Raw genomic sequence first — 17,998 nt, forward strand, 5'->3', positions numbered from 1 at the left:
GCCCTTTTTTGTCTTAAGTGATTTGCATTCGGAGCATTTGAAAATGGCTTTCAAACGTATTTCTGACCTGGGTGACCTGACCGGCAAAACCGCCGTTGTGCGCGTGGACTTAAACGTCCCGATGGCCGACGGCAAGGTGACAGACGACACCCGCCTGCAGGCCGTAAAACCAACCGTTGACGCAATCGCCGCCCAGGGTGGCCGGTCTGTGTTGCTTGCGCACTTTGGTCGCCCCAAGGGGCAGGTGGTGCCTGAGATGTCCCTGAGGCCAGTTGTGCCTGCGCTGGCCGCAGTCCTCGGGCGCAGTGTTGGCTTTGCTGAACTCGGTGACGCGCTGCCGTCTGACGAGGTGGTGGTGATGGAAAACACCCGCTTTTTCCCGGGCGAGGAAAAGAACGACCCAGAGCTTGCGGCCAAATTCGCGGCCCTGGGCGACGTCTATGTAAATGATGCTTTCTCCGCGGCGCACCGCGCGCACGCGTCCACTGAAGCCATCGCACGCCTGCTCCCCAATGCAGCGGGTGAGACCATGGGCGCGGAACTGGAAGCCCTTGAAGCCGCGCTGGGTAAGCCTGAGCGCCCGGTTGTGGCTGTTGTGGGTGGTGCCAAGGTATCATCCAAGCTGGCGGTTCTTGAGAACCTCGTGGCCAAGGTGGATCACCTGATCATCGGTGGCGGCATGGCCAACACTTTCCTGTTCGCGCAAGGCTTCGACATTGGCTCCAGCCTGTGTGAGAAAGACCTCAAGGACACGGCGCTCAAGATCCTGGCGAACGCCGACAAGGCGGGCTGCAAGGTGCACCTGCCATCTGACGTTGTCGTGGCGCGCGAGTTCAAGGCCCATGCTGCCAATGAAGTGAAACCAGCCGACGCGGTTGTGGACGGCGAGATGATCCTGGATGCGGGCCCAGCGACAGTCGCGGGCCTCGCGGACGTTCTGGCGGAATGCAAGACGCTGGTGTGGAACGGCCCGATGGGCGCCTTTGAGATGGAACCGTTCGACATGGCGACAGTGGCGCTCGCAAAAGCGGCTGGCAAGCTGACGGATGAGGGCAAGATTCTGACCGTCGCGGGCGGCGGTGACACCGTGGCCGCGCTCGCGCACGCAGGTGTGAAGGACAGCTTCACCCATATCTCCACCGCAGGCGGCGCGTTCCTTGAGTGGATGGAAGGCAAGGCGCTTCCGGGTGTGGTCGCACTCGGGTAAACCAGCGCGTCTGCAACAACCGAATCACCAAAGCCCCCGGTCACCGATCGGGGGCTTTTTTGTGCCCGCTGCGTGCCCCGAGTCGGAGGGCGTGAAAATTGGCAGCGCTGTCAATTTTGACCGGAAGGCAATCAGGCCCTAAACCCGCACAAAAAGTGGCTTTTTGGGCCCCGATCCGCGTTGCGAAGGTAGTCCCGTTTGTGTATCAAGGGGCCACTGAATTTGCGCCGACAGACGCGCGAAACTGAGGCCCCAATAAGCTGCGAAACAGGATTAATCATGAAACCAGGTGTTGTCTTCGGCGAAGAGTATGCGGCTCTCGTCCAGAATTGTAAGGATAAGGGTTTTGCTCTCCCTGCTGTCAATGTAACCAGCACGAACACAATCAATGCTGTGATGGAAGCTGCGGCAAAAAACCGCTCTGACGTGATCATCCAATTCTCCAACAGCGGCGCGCAATTCTATGCCGGTAAAGGCATGCCTGACGAATTCGGCGCGAAAGTGCTGGGCGCTGTATCGGCTGCCCGCCATGTACACCTGCTGGCAGAGCATTACGGCATCTGTGCCATCCTGCACACTGACCACGCTAACCGCAAACTGGTGCCTTGGGTTGAGGCGCTGGTGGAAGAAAGCCGCAAGAACATCAAGCGCGAAGGCGTGCCTCTTTACACAAGCCACATGCTGGACCTGTCGGAAGAAGTCATCGATGACAACCTTGAGACCTGCGCACGCGTGCTGAAGGAAATGGCGCCGCTGGGCATGAGCCTGGAGATCGAACTGGGCGTCACGGGCGGTGAAGAAGACGGTGTTGGTTCCGACGTGGACGACGATTTCGAGAACCCGGCGCTCTATACCCAGCCTGAGGACGTTCTGAAGGCCTATGACCTCCTTGACCCGCTTGGGCATTTCTCTGTGGCGGCATCGTTCGGTAACGTGCACGGCGTCTATAAGCCAGGCAACGTGAAGCTGCGCCCTGAAATCCTGAAAAACAGCCAGGAGCTTCTGATGGCCGAGCGCGGTCTTTCCGGTAATCCGCTCAACTTCGTGTTCCACGGCGGTTCGGGGTCCGAGAAAGCCAAGATCGAAGAAGCTGTATCCTACGGCGTGTTCAAGATGAACATCGATACCGATACCCAGTTCGCTTTCTCCAAAGCTGTGGGTGAGTATGTGAATGCCAACCAGGATGCTTTCAAGTGGCAGGTTCACCCTGAAACAGGCGCGCCATACAAGAAACAGTATGACCCACGCGCGTGGCTTCGGAAGTGCGAGCAGTCGATGGTTGAACGCCTCGATGAAGCCTTCGCAGACCTGGGTGCCCAGGGCAAGACGATGGCTGACAGCTAGGACTGCCGCAAAGATATCTGATTAGGGGGGCATCTGCCCCCTTCTTCATTTTTTGAACCCTTTCCCTTTTCGTGCGCGCCAAAATAGGGCATACGCGGGGAGAGGGATTTTCATTTATCAAGAGGGTGACTGCGGTGTCTGAAACAACGGAAGGCTGCCTGCTTTATCTGATCACGCCGGACCGGATCGACGATCTGGACGATTTCGCCACCAAGCTGGATGAATCGCTTGGGGCGGGCGACGTGGCGTGCGTGCAACTCCGCCTCAAGGGCGTGGACGACGACACGATTGTGCGTGCCGCTGAAAAGCTGATGCCTATCGCCCACAGCCATGATGCCATTTTCCTGATCAATGACCGTGCCGACCTTGCGGCCAAAGTGGACGCGGACGGTGTGCACCTTGGCCAGCAAGACGGCGATGTGCCTTCCGCGCGCACGCTGCTTGGCCACGGCAAGGACATTGGCGTTACCTGTCATGACAGCATGCACCTGGCTTACAAGGCGGGTGAAGAGGGCGCGAACTATGTGGCCTTCGGCGCCTTTTTTCCAAGCGACACCAAAGACACGGAATACCGGCCAGAGCTGGATATCCTGACCGTGTGGGATGAGGTAACGGAGCTTCCATGCGTGGCCATCGGCGGCATCACGCCAGAGAACTGCCGCGAGCTTGCAGATGCCGGCGCGCACTTTGTGGCCGCTTGCTCCAGCGTGTGGAACCACCCGGACGGGCCAGCCGCCGCCGTACGCGCCTTCAATGAGGCGCTGGCGTAAAAAAAAAAGGGGCCGCTTTCGCGGCCCTTCGTTTATCAGGTTCAGTATTTAATGTTGAGGGCACGGTCCAGGCTATAGCGCCCGCCGCCTTTGACGGCGAAAGATGCAGCCAGGATGGCCCACAGGATTGGGTATTCCCAGCCGCCACCGGTCCAGAAGAAACCGGCGCTAAAGTGTACGGTGCTGGCGACCAGAAGCATGACAGTGATGGCGATGGCGGCGGACCGGGTGAAAAGCCCAAGTGCGAGGGCGAGGCCCGCGAAAAACTCCACCGAGCCCGCACCAAGCGCCGCCAGGTATCCGTTCGAGAAACCAAGCTGGGCCTCAAAAAACTGGCCGGTGGCATCCAGGCCGTATCCGCCGAACCAGCCGAAAAGCTTCTGTGCGCCGTGGGGCACAAGGAAGGCGCCGGTGACCACGCGGGCGACCGTGTCGCCGATGTCCGAGAAGCGGCCCAGAAGGCCTTCAAGGGTTGGCAGGCCAAAGGGGCCGGTTGTTGTATCTGTTGCACTTGTCATTAGGTGTCTCCTGATCATTTTGCGGGCCGCGCCTTGCGGCCCTGCGTCTTGCGTTGATCAGAAGGTAATGTTCGCCTGAACGCTTGAAAATATCGAAATATCGTATCCTGCGTTCGTTTTTAGGCAACACTTATTCCGAATGCTGTGATTGCTGGCCGGCATCCGTGCGCACAAGGTGAAGCTTCGCGGCCTGGTGATAATAGACTTCGGAAAGATCGACACTGCCATCGTCGTTCACGATCATTTTGTCGCGCATCACCTGGCGGGCAATCAGCATGATGTCGCCCTCGATATCCGGCAGTTTTACTTTCGCGCGGAAAGGCTCATCGGCTGGTGCGCCGGTGGTGCAGCCAACACTGTTGCTGCAGGGAGCCGCTGCCTGCAACAGCACGTTGGTGTGCGGGATTGGTGTTTTGATGCTGGCGATCTCATAGACCGGATAGGCATCCTCGCCCGTCAGGTCGCGGGTGTAGGAAATCACAATCTCGCCTGGATGCAGCTTGTAGACATTGACCTCCACATCAATGACAGATCCTGCCTCAACCGTATGGGAGGGTGCGGTCATTCCGTCAACATCGGGGGCACCGAAGGGGGCAGCCTTGAGCGCATTGCCGTCATAGGCGTGTCCGTCCTGCAGCGGCGTGGGGGATATCAGATCAATATGGGCGCTTGCTGCGGGGGCTGCCAGCGGTGCAGCCATGGCGGCGGCAAGAAAATAGTGTGGTTTCATTGTCGGGTTGTCTCTCGCTTAGGGAAATAAAGGCGACCATATGCCGGATGCGGGCACGCTTCCTGTCACGGTAGATCACGCTTGTGTGAAGCAGCCCTATGCTTGTCGTTGCATCGCTCGGGCTACTCTGCTATATCGCGCTCCAACTTGTTCTTTGACACATTGATAGTTCTTGAAAGAGGTATGCCATGAAGATCGATGGTAACGCGATCCGTCCGGGTAATGTAATTGAGCACAAAGGCGGCCTGTGGCGCGCTGTTAAAATCGCCCACACCCAGCCAGGTAAAGGCGGCGCATATCTGCAGGTTGAATTGAAAAACCTGCGTGACGGCACCAAGCTGAACGAGCGTTTCCGCTCTTCGGAAAAAGTTGAAAAAGTCAGCCTCGAGCAAAAAGACTATCAGTTCCTGTTCCAGGATGGTGACATGTTCAACTTCATGGACCAGGAAACCTACGAACAGATCGCAATTTCCGCTGAAGACATCGGTGATGACGCAGTCTTCCTGCAAGACGGCATGACTGTTGTTATCGAAATGTATGAAGAGAGCCCGCTGGGCGTAAGCCTGCCGGACAAGGTGACTTTGGAAGTAACCGAGACCGAGCCTGTGGTTAAAGGCCAGACGGCGTCTTCTTCCTACAAGCCAGCTATTCTTGAAAACGGCCTGAAGGTTGGCGTGCCACCTTTCGTCAATGCCGGTGACAAGATCATCGTCTCTACAGCAGAGCGTGAATACGCCGGTCGCGCTGACTAAAGCGCGCCGGTAAAGCCCGACTTTTAATTCTGTATTGTCCTGAGTAAATCCCGAAAGATTGGAGAGCCCCATGGCCCGTCGTTCGCCCCTGATTAACGTGATGGTTGGTGCTGTCATGAAAGCAGCCCGTAACCTTCGCCGCGATTTTGGTGAAGTTGAACAGCTTCAGGTTTCCAAAAAAGGCCCGGCCGATTTCGTGTCAGCCGCCGACAAGCGCGCCGAGCGCACCATCTATGAAGAACTGAGCCATGCTCGCCCCGATTTTGGCTTCCTGATGGAAGAAGCCGGTGAAATCCCGGGCAAGCGCGGCGACATCCGCTTCATCGTTGACCCGCTGGACGGCACCACCAACTTCCTGCACGGCCTGCCGCATTTTGCGCTGACTGTGGCGGTGGAAGAGCGCGGCGAGATCACGGCTGCTGTTACATACGCGCCGCTGACAGACGAGCTGTTCTGGGCCGAAAAGGGCCAGGGCGCTTACCTGAACGACAGCCGCCTGCGTGTTTCCGGCCGCGACAAGATGGAAACCGCGCTTCTGGCGACCGGCATTCCGTTCAAGGGCTGTGAAGGCCACATGGATTTCATGGCAGAGCTTGCTGAGTTTATGCCGTCTGTCGCGGGTGTTCGCCGCTTTGGCGCGGCGTCGCTTGATCTGGCCTATGTGGCAGCTGGCCGCTATGACGGTTTCTGGGAATCGAACCTGAAGCCGTGGGACATTGCAGCAGGCATCCTGTTGGTGAAGGAAGCCGGCGGCTATGTGACTGACATGGACGGCAAGCCGGACATGCTGAAGACCGGCGGCATCATCGCCGCGAACGACCGCCTGCATGCGCCAATCGAGCGTGTGATCAAGCGCGCACGTCGCAAGCTGGCGCAAAACACAGCTGGCTAAAAGGCCTGTCAAAACCGAATCCGAGAAGGGCTGTGGGCGTTTGTCTGCAGCCCTTTTTCTGTGTCCAGGTTCGCATGGCTTTCACAAATGTATGGGAGGCATTCGAAGATGTTGGCCGAAATTCAGGGACACGTCCCTACATTTAAGGTCTTCCCACAAGCAGCGTGAAGGGTATCGCCGTGACAGACAAACTGACCATCATTGGTACACCAGTCTCCCCATATGTCCGCAAGGTTCTGGCTGTGCTGGACATGAAGGCGGTGCCCTTCCGCTGTATCCCGCAGGTGCCGTTTCTGGGGGATGAGAATTTCACGCGCATCAGCCCGCTCAGACGTGTGCCGGTGATGCAGATCGGGGATTTCACCCTGCCGGACAGCACGGCGATTGTGCAGTATCTGGATGAAGCACACCCCGAGACGATGGCCTATCCCGGTGATATCCGCGACCGGGCCCGCGCCCGCTGGTTCGAAGAATATGCCGATGACCACCTGGGGCGGAACGTGCTTTTCAAACTGTTTTTCCAGCGCGTGGTGCGCCCGCGCATCTTCAAGGAAGAGCCGGACGAGGCGATTGTCGCCGAAGCGCTGGAGGGCGACTTGCCGAGGGCGCTTGATTACCTTGAAGGCGAAGTGCCGGATGAAGGCTTCCTCGCGGGCGACCTGAGTGCCGGGGATATCATCATCGCGACGCTCATGAAAAACGCCCTGTGGGCGGGTTGGCAGCTGGACGCAGACCGTTGGCCGCGTTTTGCAGCCTGGCTCGCGCGGGTAAACGCCACCCCGTCTGTTTCAAAGGTCAACGCCCTGGCTGACGAGGTTGTGAACGCAAACCCAAAAGAACAGATGGTTATCCTGCGCCGCTATTTCGGAAAAGCCTGAACCTGCGGCAAAGCCTGAAGCGGGATGTGGAAATGGATTTCTGTCCCGTTGATGCAGGGCCGCAATTTTCCTTGAAAAGCTTATATTCCCGCTGGCCCATGTGCTCGCGGACGATAAATCATTCTATTTGACCCATTTACAGCCACAATTCTGCCCTTAAACTAGGACGTCATTAATGCCATAACTGTTTGTGGTTATTTGATTTCCTGATGGGAGAGGCAGGCGAGATGCAGAAACCAACCAAGTTCCTGACAAGAATGACACTGTTTGTCGGTGTGGTGATCGTGCTTGGGGTGCTCCTTAAGGACTCGCTCATCGATGCCTTTCTCGCCAACGTGGCGCTCAACGGCGTTATCATCGGCACGCTTATCGTGGGCGCCGTGTTCGCCTACCGCCGCGTGTTTGACCTGAAGCCGGAGATCGACTGGATCACCGCCTTCAAGCGGAATGAAAGCGCCAGCTCAAGCGTAACGCCCCGCCTGATGGCACCTGCGGCGTCGCTCCTTTCCGCGCAGGAAGAGGGCGGCATGCGCCTCTCCACGCTTTCGATGCGCTCAGTGCTGGACGGTATCATCTCCCGCCTTGAGGAAAGTCGCGAGATCAGCCGGTATTTCACCGGGCTTCTGATTTTCCTGGGGCTTCTGGGTACCTTCTGGGGCCTTCTGGGCACCATTGGCGCCATCGGCCAGACTATCAAGAGCCTGACAGTGGACGGCGGCGACATGGCGCTGATGTTTGACGAGCTTAAGGCAGGCCTTGAAGCGCCCCTCTCGGGCATGGGCACGGCCTTTTCCAGCTCGCTGTTTGGTCTGGGTGGCAGCCTTGTGCTTGGCTTCCTGGACCTGCAGGCCAGCCAGGCGCAGACGCGTTTTTATAACAGTGTTGAAGACTGGCTCGCCTCCGTCACGCACCTGTCGCGGAGCGAGATGAGCGAGGGCATGGCCAGCCCGAACGCCTATATGACCGCGCTGATGGAGCAAACCGCAGACGGCATCGACCGGCTGCAGCGCACGCTCAAGAGCAGTGAAGACGCCCGCGCGCAAGGCCAGCACACCATGACGGCCATCGCCGAATCGCTCGCGACCCTGGGCGACAGGCTCGCGGCGGCAGACCAGCGCCGGGGTGAAAGCGACAATACGGTCAAGGAACTTGCCACCGCGATTGAGAAGCTGGCGGCCAGCCACAAGCCGGTGGAAATTCCGCCCATGCCGCCCGCCATGGATGACGCCACCAAAGGCCATATCCGCAACCTGGATGTGGGCATCAAGCGTTTGATCGACGAGCAGGCGCGCCAGTCTGACAATCTGGTGGACGAGCTGCGCGCCGAACTCAAGCTGCTGTCGCGCACCATTGCCGTTGCGTTTGACGCAACGAAAACCGGCCCGGCTGCGACGCCCCCCAAAAGCGTGACGGCCACCAAGTCAGATGAGGGCCAGGGCTGATGATAGGCGCACGCAGGCGCATCGGGGGCGGCGGCCAGGATAATAGCTGGCCCGGTTTTGTGGACGCGCTGTCCACGCTTCTGATGGTTATCATCTTCCTGCTTTCAATGTTTGTGCTGGCGCAGTTCTTTCTGGGGCAGGCGCTCTCCGGGCGCGATCAGGCGCTGGCGGAGCTGAGGGGGCAGGTGGCCCAGCTGGGTGACCTGCTGAAGATGGAAAAGCAATCCAACCAGGCGCTTCGGGACAGCATGGCTGAGCTTTCCGCCTCGCTCACCGCCGCGAACAAAGACCGTGACAGGCTAAGCGCAGACCTGGAAGCCACCCGCACGGCGCTTGAAGCTAGCGATGCGCGGCTTGCGGACATGACAGCCGCGCGGGAGAGGTTTGAAAGTGATGCCAAGGATTTGGCTGAGCGCTTCAAGTTGGCGGACGATGCACTTTCGGAAGAAAAGATCATCTCCCGCCGCGCGCAGGCACAGGTGGCGCAGTTGCAGCGCAATATCACAGCCCTTCAGGAACAGCTTGGGCGGCTTGAGGCCGCCCTTCAGGCCAGCGAGGAACGCGACCGCCGCAATCAGGCCGTGATCGTGGATATGGGCCGCAGGCTGAACCGCGCGCTTGCTTCCAAGGTTGAAGAACTGGCGGGCTACCGCAGCGAATTCTTCGGTCGGCTGAAAGAGGTTCTCAGCACGCGCCCTGAAATCCGCGTGGAAGGGGACCGCTTCGTGTTCGCAAGCGAACTGTTGTTCGCTTCCGGCAGCGCGGATTTGGGCCCAGAAGGCCGCGCCGAAATGCGCAAGTTCGCCGAAACGCTGATCAAAATTTCGCAGGAAATCCCGTCTGAGCTTGAGTGGATCCTGCGCGTGGACGGCCACACGGACAAGCGCCCAATTTCGAACGCGCAGTTCCGCAGCAACTGGGAGCTTTCAAGCGCGCGGGCGATCAGCGTGGTCAGGTTTCTGATCTCGGTCGGCGTACCGGCAGAGCGCCTCGCCGCCACCGGTTTCGGCGAGTTTCAGCCCATTGATCCGGCCGATAACGTCTTCGCCTACAGCCGCAATCGCCGCATCGAAATGCGCCTGACGCAGAGGTAGGGGTGCGGAATCAGTCTTTCGAGAGAGCTCATCGTATGCTTCAAGGTCAGACCTTGAGACCTGACGACGTGGAATTTCACGACGCGGTTATCCTCGCCATAGAGCAGCAGGGGAACGACAGGATTCTGCTTGTCGAATATGCTTATGTAAGTTCACTGGCGAGAACCGTTGAGTGCAATGTGAAGCTTCTTGGCATAGGGCCGGTGCAATGCTCCGACGAAGGTTCTGTTGAGTTAAAGATGCTGGGGGATGATGCCGCAATTCTCGATTTTGACGTTGATAGTAGAGGGCAATGCAACTTGCTGGTCATTTGGGACAATTATGAAAATCGCGATGAGAAAACTGGGCATCATGAGCAGATTACACGCCGTTATTTGTTTTCATGCCAGAAGATGGAAATTGTATTTCTGAGGTACTCTGAATAGGGCATATTTGCTGCGATAGTAACCGCCGTATTGAGATGCGCCTGACGCAGCGGTAGGGGAAGAGATGCCCATCCTTGAATTTCAACACTATTGCGTCCTGTTGTTGGCGGCTTCCATTTCCTGCGCTTTGATGTCTATGATGCGCTCCATTCCGAAAGCCGTCAGGTATGCACTGGCAACACTAGCAGCTGTTGCAGCAATGCCTTTCGTTGCATCCAAGTTTTCAGGTGGGACCGACCCCTGGTTGCTTGTTGGGGCGATGATGTGGTTCCCATTTCCACTGGCCGTTTCTGTGTTGACAGATATGACTTTGGACAGGGTTTTGAAAAGACCGCGTGAGTTTGGCGATTACCTGAAAGGTGGAATTGTTGCTGGCGCTTTGGTGATAGCTGCCCTCATGGGTTTGGTGGTTTCCACCTCGGCAACAACGGCCTAATAGCGGAAGAAAACTGGGACTTAAAACTAACCTAATGGTCTATTCGCGTGTGCGGCGAGGGGTGATAGGCTCCCTCTAGGCAAGCGGAGAGGATTTTCATGATCACGCGACTATTGAGCCTTGTGCTTTTCCTTGCTGTCGCGCCTGCGGCGGCGGCGCAGATTGACGATATCGCCGCGAAGATGCAGGCAGGGGAGTACAAAGGCATCACCGGCATGATGGTCAGCCGCGATGGTGAGATACTGGCGGAGGCCTACGCGCCCGGCAATAGCCCGGACAAGCGCCACGACATCCGCTCTGCGACCAAAAGCATCACGGCGCTTCTGGTGGGGGAGCTGATCGAGGACGGCAGCCTCAAGTCCGTCAAGGTCAAGCTTTCGAAAATCCTGCCTGACGATTTCAAGCATATGCCGAAGGACGACCCCCGCCGCGATATCACGGTTGAGGATGCGCTGACCATGCGCACGGGCCTTGCCTGCAATGACTGGATACCAGCCAGCGTGGGGCAGGAAGACAAAATGTACAAAACCCGCGACTGGGGCGCGTTCCTGTGGGCCTTGCCGATGGCCTATGAGCGGGGTGAGCATTTCAGCTATTGCACCGGCGGCGTGGTGTATTTGGGCCGCGTCATTGAAAAGCTCGCGGGCAAGCCCGTGCCAGACTATGCAGAAGAATGCCTGTTCGGCCCCATGGGGATCGAGGGCGCCAAGTGGGAGAAAACCCCCACGGGCCATACCGACACCGGCGGGCATCTGCGGCTGACGCTCCCTGACCTGCACCGCATTGGCGCGTTGGTTAGAAACGGCGGGGAAGGGCTGGTGGACCCCAAGTGGCTGAAGGAAGCCACATCAGAGAAGACCCACGTGTATGAGCGGAACGAGCGGTACGGTTACTTGTGGTGGCTCAATAGCGGCATCGTCAAGGAACAGCCCATCAGCCTCGTGTACGCGCACGGCAACGGCGGCAATTTCATTTTTTATGTGCCTGAGCTGAATCTGGTCGCTGCCTTCACCGGCAAGAATTACGGCGACCGCAGCCAGTTCATCCCGATGCAGCTGCTGACCCGCGAGATCATCCCAAGCCTGATTGAAGCTGACTAGGCTGCATCACCGAACTGCAGGTCCGCGAGGCGTTTATAGAGGCCGCCTTTGGCCACCAGCTCATCATGCGTGCCTTCGGCAACAATCTTGCCGTCCTCTAACACGATGATGCGGTCCACTTTCTTGACCGTCGCAAGGCGGTGGGCGATCACCAGCGTGGTGCGGCCTTCCATCAGGTGCTCAAGCGCTTCCTGAACCTTCAGTTCCGATTCGGCGTCCAAAGCGCTTGTGGCTTCATCGAGGAGGAGGATCGGTGCATCACGGAGGATTGCGCGGGCGATGGCGATGCGCTGGCGCTGTCCGCCAGAAAGCCGTGTGCCGCGTTCGCCCAGGAAAGTATCGAAGCCGTTCGTGGCGCGCTCGACGAACTCGGTCGCCGCTGCCGCTTCAACTGCCTGCCGGACTTCCTCGTCCGTTGCATCCTGCCGGCCATAGCGCACGTTCTCAGCAATCGTGTCAGCGAAGATGATGGTCTCCTGCGGCACGAATGCCAGATGTTCGCGGAAGGCTTTCGGGTCTGTCTGGGCGATATCAATGCCGTCCATCTTCACAGCTCCCGACTGCGGGTCGTAGAAACGAAGCAGCAGCTGCAGCACGGTGGACTTGCCCGCACCAGACGGGCCCACAAGCGCCACAGTCTCGCCCGCCTTCACATGCAGGTTGAAATTCTCCAGCGCTGCCACGTCCGGCTTGGTCGGATAATGGAATGTTACGTTATCGAAATGAATGTCACCTTCCACCTTGGCAGGCAGGGCCAAGGGCTGGTCTGGCGCCTTGATCTTGGCTTCGGCAGACAGCAGCTCCGCCAGACGCCCAGCCGCACCGGCGGCGCGCTGCAGCTCGCTATAGACCTCGGATAACGCCCCGAAGGCACCGGCCACAAACACAGCCCGCATGATGAAATCAAGCATCTGGCCGCCAGACATGGTGCCGGTCATCACATCCTGCGCGCCTTCATAAAGCACCAGCGCGATGGCGGAAAAGATCATGAAGATCATGATGAAGGTTAGGCCCGCGCGCACCTGGATGCGGCGTTTGGCAGCCCCGAAAGCGTCGTCTACCTGATCGCCAAACCTTCGGGCTTCCGTGCCTTCCTGCGTGAAGGCCTGCACGATGTTGAGGGCCGCGAGCGACTCGCCAGCCCGCGCGCCCACATCAGCCACCTTGTCCTGGCTGGTGCGCGACAGGGTGCGTACGCGCCGCCCCACAACGATGATGATGCCGAGAAGCAGTGGAATCACCAGCGCGATATAGCTCATCAGCTTGGGCGACATGACAAAAAGCCACACTGTGCCGATGACAGCGATCAGGAAATTCCTGATCCAGACCGAGACGGATGAGCCCACAATGGTTTGCACCAGCGTGGTGTCGGCCGTGAGGCGGGAGACGATCTCGCCGGGGCGGTTTTCCTCAAAGAATTCTGGCGACAGGGTGATCAGCCGCTCATAGACCGCCTTCCGTATGTCTGCGACAACCCGTTCGCCGATCCAGGTGACGAAGTAGAATCGGCAGGCGGTGGCGACAGCCATCACCACCACAATGGCAACGAAAATAAGGAAATAATCGTTTACTTTCTTGGCGTTGTCGCTTGAGAAGCCTTTGTCGACAATGTCGCCAAGGGCGGTTGGTACCACCAGGACCGTGCCTGCGGCGACCAGAAGAAAGAAACCAGCCAGTACCAGTTGCAGTTTGTAGGGGCGCACGAAAGACCAGAGCGTCCTCAGGTTCGCGAGCTTGCCTTTTGGCGGTTCGTGCTCGCTGCGGATGGTACTGTCTGACATGGGTGCTCCCTTGGGTGCTTCTGTGGTGCTTCTGTGGCTTTTGGTTTTGCTGATATAGGGACTGGTGCGCCATAATCCAATCAACGAATTTGGCACTCTTATAATGCGGTCATGGGGGAAGATGAAAGGAAAGCGATCATTATTTTTGCGCCCTGAGCCAAAAAGAGCAGAAACAGCCTTGCATTCCCTGAAATATTGACCTATACGGACGCCTCGTTTTCGGAGGTATGACCATGAAACAAGAAATTCATCCCGACTACCACACTATCAAAGTGGTAATGACTGACGGGACGACTTTTGAGACCCGCTCTACTTGGGGCTCGGAAGGCGACACTATGACGCTTGAGATTGATCCTAAGTCGCACCCAGCATGGACTGGCGGCGCACGTCAGGTTCTTGAAGGCGGCCGCGTGGCTAAATTCAACAAGCGCTTCGGTGGCCTGTCGCTCAAGAAGTAAGTCGTTCTCGACATTCAAGTTTTTCGGAAAAGGCGTCCAAATCGGGCGCCTTTTTCATTTTCTCCCCTTGAAGGCCTGAAACTGCTCCCCACATATGAATTGTCCGGTCGCCGAATGCGGGGCCAGACGTGGAACCGACCCGGCAGATTTGCGGGTCACATATATCAGTCGCTTCAACTGGAGGACATGAAATGAGAAGTTTTGACCTTTCCCCCCTTATGCGCAGCACCGTCGGCTTCGATCATCTGAGCCGTTTGCTCGATTCGACCCTGAACACAGAAGGCGCCAGCGCATATCCGCCATACAATATCGAAAAGCTGAGCGAAGATGACTACCGAATCACCATGGCAGTCGCCGGTTTTTCGCCTGAAGAATTGAATGTCACCGTTCAGGAAGGCACGCTCTATATCTCTGGCAAGGGCCAGGAAGATGAAGAAGAGCGCCGGTTCTTGCACAAGGGCATCGCAAAGCGCGCCTTCGAGCGCCGCTTCGAGCTCGCGGAAACCATCCGCGTTGGTGACGCCAAGTTTGAAAACGGTCTTCTTGAAATTGAACTGAAGCGCGTGATCCCTGATCACAAGAAACCGCGTCAGGTCGAAATCCGCTCGACGGAAGCGAAGATGAAGACCATCGAGGCTGACGCCGCCTAAGGGCAGGCAAGCCTTGGCGCCCTGACCCCTTTCGGGGCGCCGTTTACCACAGTTTCCTCCACGACTCCTCGCTGTCGTGTACCTAACGTGAGAGCCGGACTTTTCCTCCCCCCCCCTAATCCCCCTGGCTCTCACGTTCTTTTATGTGCCTTGAAGAAAAGTCCTTCGCTGGCGCTCAGTGTACTTTCCTTCAGTTTCCATAATGAGAAAACAAGCCTCGAGGCGGCTCTTCGCCTTGTTTTCGCTTGCCTTTGAAAAATCCGTCGTTCGACGGATTTCAAGATCAACACAGCAAAACTGAAACGAAAACCGCTTTGAGGTTCAGTTTTTCAAATGGCTAGCGGGGAAAAGTACACCGAGGCGAAGCCGAGGGACTTTTTCACGATTTAAAAAATGCTTCTGCAGCCGCCTTGCTGGAGCCCTTGGCGTCGAGCTCGCGCTTGGTGCGGGTGATCTCATGTTCAAGCCGGCTGATGCGCTCTTCAAGTTCATGGGCGCTCAGGGTCGAGAGGTCTTCCTTCTCCACAGCGGTCAGTGGGCTGTCTTTCTTGATGGGGAGATCGTCAAAATCCATGGCGCATGCCTCCTGCCTTTTTTCACCTTTTACCTTGTATTCCTGCCTATCGCCCACAGATTAATTAGGCAAGCAGGGAGATGAATTCATGAAAGCCGTAGAGATTACAACACCGGGTGGCCCGGACGTTTTGAAGCCATGTGAGCGCGAGACACCAGTGGCAGGAGAGGGCGAAATCCTGATTCGCGTGGAAGCCGCAGGTGTGAACCGGCCTGACGTGGTGCAGCGGCTTGGCCGCTATCCGGCCCCGCCGGGCGCAAGCGATATACCCGGCCTTGAAGTGGCGGGCGAAGTAGTGGCGTTGGGTGCTGGCACTGAGGGCTTCAAAGTGGGCGACAAGGTCTGCGCGCTGGTGCCGGGCGGCGGATACGCGGAATTTTGCACGGCAAACGCCGCCTGCGCGATGCATGTTCCGAAGGGCTTTTCCATGGTGCAAGCTGCGGCGATCCCGGAAACCTATTTTACCGTCTGGTCCAACCTGTTTGACCGCGCGGGCCTGACAGAGGGCGAAACGCTTCTGGTGCATGGTGGGTCATCGGGCATTGGTTCCACGGCCATTCAGTTGGCGAAGGCGTTCGGTGCGAAGGTGATTACGACCGTGGGCAATGCTGAAAAAGCTGACTTCTGCACGAAGTTGGGCGCGGATGTGTTGGTGAATTACCGCGAGGATGATTTTGTCGAAGCCGTGAAAGACTTCACGGGCGGGGTGGGCGTGAATGTGGTGCTCGATATGGTGGGCGGCGATTATATCGCCAAAAACATCGAGTGCCTGGCCGTAGAAGGCCGCCATGTGTCCATTGCCTTTCTGCAGGGGCCGCAGGTTGACGTGAATATGCTGCCGGTGATGCTGAAGCGCCTGGTGCTGACTGGCAGCACGCTTCGGGCGCGCGACAATAGCTTCAAGGGTGCGATCGCTCGGGCATTGCAGGCACAGGTCTGGCCGCTGATGGAAGCGGGCAAAGTGGCGCCTGTGATTGATTCGGTTTACCCGCTGGAGCAGGCATCTGAGGCCCACGCACGCATGGAGACCAGCCAGCATATGGGCAAAATCATGCTTGAGGTGGCCTAAGGCGTATCCAGTAGGCCGAAAGCTGCCTGAAAGGGGATAAAATCTGGCCTTTTGACCATGTTTCGCCATGACAGAGGCCTTTCTACCTGTTACACATGGCGTGGGAGGAATTTCTCTCCCCCCTTTCAGGAAAAACATGGATCCAGAGAGGGCAGGTAGGCGGCACCGCTTATCTGGGCGAAGAGGAATTTCCGTAAACAAGGGATAACGGGATGACACAACCTTTGATGCCGATGGCCACCGCTGTATGGCTGGTGGATAACACGGCGCTTACATTCAAGCAGATTGCCGAATTCTGCCAGTTGCACGAACTTGAAGTTCAGGGCGTTGCAGACGGCACTGTTGGCATGAACATTGTGGGGCAGGATCCAACGGCCAGCGGCCAGCTGACGTGGGACGAGATCAACCGCTGCCAGGCAGATGCGAAAGCATCGCTGGTGCTCAGTGAAGATGATGTGAAAGCGGTTCCGCGCACAAAGGGCCCGCGCTATACGCCGGTGTCCAAGCGTCAGGACAAGCCAGACGCGATCGCTTGGCTCGTGCGCAATCACCCAGAGCTTTCAGACCTGCAGATCAGCCGCCTGGTGGGTACCACCAAGCCGACAATCAGCGCGATCCGTGAACGCAGCCACTGGAACATCCAGAATATCAAGCCGCAGGACCCGGTTGGCCTGGGCCTTTGCAAGCAGATTGAGCTTGATGAAGCTGTGCGCCAGGCTGCTGCCCGCCGCGACAAGGCTGCTGCAAAGTCCGGTGAAGCCCCGGCTGAAGCTGCAGAAGCGCCAGTCGAGGCTCCAGTTGAAGCGCCGGTGGAAGCCGCTCCGGAAAAAGAGCTGACGGCAGCTGACGTATTTGGTGAAGCGCCTGCTGAGGACGCTGACAAAGAATAAAACCTGACATTCGGGTGAAAGCCATCAGGGCAAACAAAAAGCGCGAGGACCTGCCTCGCGCTTTTTTTGTTCTATCTATTTGCCGTTAGTGCCTGACCAGGCGGGTCATTTCTTCTTTCAGGCGGAGTTTCTGCTTCTTAAGCTGTGCTATTCGTATCGTATCGGGGCACGGCCTGTGTTCTTCCCGGGTGATGATCTCTTCAATTTCAGCATGTTTCGCGTTCAAGGTATTCACATGCGACTGTAGGTTCATTCCCGCACTCCTTTTGTTACGATTTTAAGACACTTCCATGAGACCAAAAGGTGGGGCTTTTGTCACGGAAAACATTTGCGCCTGACCACTTGTCCTGTATCTTCGGGCACTTAGCAAATCGCCGGAAAACCGCCAATTGAAGGATTATTGCGCCAAATGGCAGAGACTCGAAAGAAAAGGTTGATTGTTGCCATCACAGGCGCCAGTGGTGTGGCCTACGGCGTGCGGGCGCTTGAGCTTCTGGCGGACCTGGATGTGGAACGCCATCTGGTGATGTCCAAGGCGGGTGAACGTACCCTTCTTGAGGAAACGGACTATAGCGTGCGTGAGGTGCAAGCTATGGCGGATGTGCTCTATCCGGCGAAGGATATTGGTGCAGCGATCGCCAGCGGGTCTTTCCGCACCATGGGCATGCTGATTGCGCCGTGTTCCATTAAGACCATGGGGGAAATACGCACCGGGATTACCTCCAGCCTGGTCAGCCGTGCGGCGGACGTGATTCTGAAGGAGCGCAAGCGCCTTGTGCTGATGGTGCGGGAAACGCCTTTGCATACCGGGCATCTGCGCACCATGACCGCGCTGAGCGAGATGGGCGCGATAATCGCCCCGCCTGTGCCAAGCCTTTACGCCAAACCGGCGAGCATCGACGAGATGGTGACCTACACGGCCGCCCGCGCGCTTGACCTGTTTGACCTGGAAGTGGAAGGCCTTAACCGCTGGGGCCAATAGCTGGCT

21 protein-coding genes are annotated in these 17,998 nt (G+C 57.7%); 16 read left to right on the plus strand and 5 right to left on the minus strand.

The features are described from left to right. Positions 1–43: 43 nt before the first annotated feature. The 3 genes from KORM41_RS07250 (at position 44) to thiE (ending at position 3,321) form a co-directional block, all read left to right on the plus strand. Entirely contained in the window at positions 44–1,207 is a 1,164-nt protein-coding gene (locus KORM41_RS07250; RefSeq protein ID WP_068146806.1) for a phosphoglycerate kinase, read from the plus strand. A gap of 279 nt (positions 1,208–1,486) precedes the next feature. Continuing rightward, a complete protein-coding gene (gene fbaA, locus KORM41_RS07255; protein WP_068146809.1) occupies positions 1,487–2,551 on the plus strand; it encodes a class II fructose-bisphosphate aldolase in 1,065 nt (354 codons plus the stop codon). Between the two features lie 134 nt (positions 2,552–2,685). Next, positions 2,686–3,321 carry a thiamine phosphate synthase gene (gene thiE, locus KORM41_RS07260; protein ID WP_068146811.1) on the plus strand — a complete coding sequence of 212 codons (636 nt, stop codon included), beginning with the start codon at positions 2,686–2,688 and terminating at the stop codon, positions 3,319–3,321. Positions 3,322–3,362: 41 nt separating this feature from the next. On the opposite strand, the gene KORM41_RS07265 is transcribed toward thiE, so the two are convergent. Both KORM41_RS07265 and KORM41_RS07270 read right to left on the minus strand, forming a co-directional pair. Continuing rightward, positions 3,363–3,839, minus strand: coding sequence for a DoxX family protein (locus KORM41_RS07265; protein WP_068146814.1), 477 nt, complete (start codon positions 3,837–3,839; stop codon positions 3,363–3,365). A 130-nt stretch (positions 3,840–3,969) separates the two neighbouring features. Continuing rightward, positions 3,970–4,569: a hypothetical protein gene (locus tag KORM41_RS07270; RefSeq protein WP_068146818.1), complete on the minus strand. Its 600-nt coding sequence runs from the start codon at positions 4,567–4,569 to the stop codon at positions 3,970–3,972. 188 nt (positions 4,570–4,757) lie between these two features. On the opposite strand from KORM41_RS07270, the gene efp reads away from it, so the two are divergent. The 8 genes from efp to KORM41_RS07310 all read left to right on the plus strand — a co-directional run bounded on the left by efp (position 4,758) and on the right by KORM41_RS07310 (position 11,588). Beyond that, on the plus strand, positions 4,758–5,321 hold the full coding sequence (efp, locus tag KORM41_RS07275; RefSeq protein ID WP_068146821.1) for an elongation factor P: 564 nt from the start codon (positions 4,758–4,760) through the stop codon (positions 5,319–5,321). Between the two features lie 70 nt (positions 5,322–5,391). Next, the gene (locus KORM41_RS07280) at positions 5,392–6,213 is read left to right on the plus strand and encodes an inositol monophosphatase family protein (RefSeq protein ID WP_068146822.1); all 822 of its coding nucleotides are present in this window, start codon (positions 5,392–5,394) and stop codon (positions 6,211–6,213) included. Positions 6,214–6,392: 179 nt separating this feature from the next. Next, complete coding sequence (locus KORM41_RS07285; protein WP_197421022.1) at positions 6,393–7,091, plus strand: glutathione S-transferase family protein; 699 nt, start codon at positions 6,393–6,395, stop codon at positions 7,089–7,091. Between the two features lie 227 nt (positions 7,092–7,318). Beyond that, positions 7,319–8,533, plus strand: coding sequence for a hypothetical protein (locus tag KORM41_RS07290; protein WP_068146830.1), 1,215 nt, complete (start codon positions 7,319–7,321; stop codon positions 8,531–8,533). After that, complete coding sequence (locus KORM41_RS07295) at positions 8,533–9,627, plus strand: peptidoglycan -binding protein (protein ID WP_068146833.1); 1,095 nt, start codon at positions 8,533–8,535, stop codon at positions 9,625–9,627. Before KORM41_RS07290 ends, KORM41_RS07295 begins: the two co-directional genes overlap by 1 nt. 68 nt (positions 9,628–9,695) lie before the next feature. Beyond that, positions 9,696–10,052, plus strand: a complete 357-nt coding sequence (locus tag KORM41_RS07300) for a hypothetical protein (protein WP_156431929.1) — start codon at positions 9,696–9,698, stop codon at positions 10,050–10,052. A gap of 64 nt (positions 10,053–10,116) precedes the next feature. Then, entirely contained in the window at positions 10,117–10,488 is a 372-nt protein-coding gene (locus KORM41_RS07305; RefSeq protein ID WP_068146838.1) for a hypothetical protein, read from the plus strand. Between the two features lie 98 nt (positions 10,489–10,586). Beyond that, the gene (locus KORM41_RS07310; RefSeq protein ID WP_068146841.1) at positions 10,587–11,588 is read left to right on the plus strand and encodes a serine hydrolase domain-containing protein; all 1,002 of its coding nucleotides are present in this window, start codon (positions 10,587–10,589) and stop codon (positions 11,586–11,588) included. Here the strand turns inward: KORM41_RS07310 and KORM41_RS07315 are convergent. Continuing rightward, a complete protein-coding gene (locus KORM41_RS07315) occupies positions 11,585–13,369 on the minus strand; it encodes an ABC transporter transmembrane domain-containing protein (protein ID WP_068146845.1) in 1,785 nt (594 codons plus the stop codon). The two genes, KORM41_RS07310 and KORM41_RS07315, sit on opposite strands and share 4 nt — an antisense overlap. A 233-nt stretch (positions 13,370–13,602) precedes the next feature. Here KORM41_RS07315 and rpmE point away from each other — a divergent pair, with 233 nt between their 5' ends. Both rpmE and KORM41_RS07325 read left to right on the plus strand, forming a co-directional pair. Further along, positions 13,603–13,827 carry a 50S ribosomal protein L31 gene (gene rpmE, locus KORM41_RS07320; protein WP_068146850.1) on the plus strand — a complete coding sequence of 75 codons (225 nt, stop codon included), beginning with the start codon at positions 13,603–13,605 and terminating at the stop codon, positions 13,825–13,827. A 191-nt stretch (positions 13,828–14,018) separates the two neighbouring features. Continuing rightward, positions 14,019–14,477 carry an Hsp20 family protein gene (locus tag KORM41_RS07325; protein WP_068146853.1) on the plus strand — a complete coding sequence of 153 codons (459 nt, stop codon included), beginning with the start codon at positions 14,019–14,021 and terminating at the stop codon, positions 14,475–14,477. A 379-nt stretch (positions 14,478–14,856) separates the two neighbouring features. Here KORM41_RS07325 and KORM41_RS07330 read toward each other — a convergent pair whose 3' ends face one another. Further along, complete coding sequence (locus tag KORM41_RS07330; protein WP_068146856.1) at positions 14,857–15,051, minus strand: DUF1192 domain-containing protein; 195 nt, start codon at positions 15,049–15,051, stop codon at positions 14,857–14,859. Between the two features lie 88 nt (positions 15,052–15,139). Here KORM41_RS07330 and KORM41_RS07335 point away from each other — a divergent pair, with 88 nt between their 5' ends. Continuing rightward, a complete protein-coding gene (locus tag KORM41_RS07335; protein WP_068146859.1) occupies positions 15,140–16,120 on the plus strand; it encodes an NAD(P)H-quinone oxidoreductase in 981 nt (326 codons plus the stop codon). Positions 16,121–16,332: 212 nt separating this feature from the next. After that, positions 16,333–17,010 (plus strand): DUF1013 domain-containing protein, encoded by a 678-nt coding sequence (locus KORM41_RS07340; protein WP_068146862.1) that lies wholly within the window; start codon positions 16,333–16,335, stop codon positions 17,008–17,010. A gap of 85 nt (positions 17,011–17,095) precedes the next feature. Here KORM41_RS07340 and KORM41_RS21545 read toward each other — a convergent pair whose 3' ends face one another. After that, positions 17,096–17,263, minus strand: a complete 168-nt coding sequence (locus KORM41_RS21545) for a YdcH family protein (protein WP_074519394.1) — start codon at positions 17,261–17,263, stop codon at positions 17,096–17,098. A 156-nt stretch (positions 17,264–17,419) separates the two neighbouring features. Here KORM41_RS21545 and KORM41_RS07345 point away from each other — a divergent pair, with 156 nt between their 5' ends. After that, positions 17,420–17,992 (plus strand): UbiX family flavin prenyltransferase, encoded by a 573-nt coding sequence (locus tag KORM41_RS07345; RefSeq protein WP_068146865.1) that lies wholly within the window; start codon positions 17,420–17,422, stop codon positions 17,990–17,992. Positions 17,993–17,998 lie beyond the last annotated feature (6 nt).

It is taken from the genome of Kordiimonas lipolytica, from assembly GCF_001550065.1.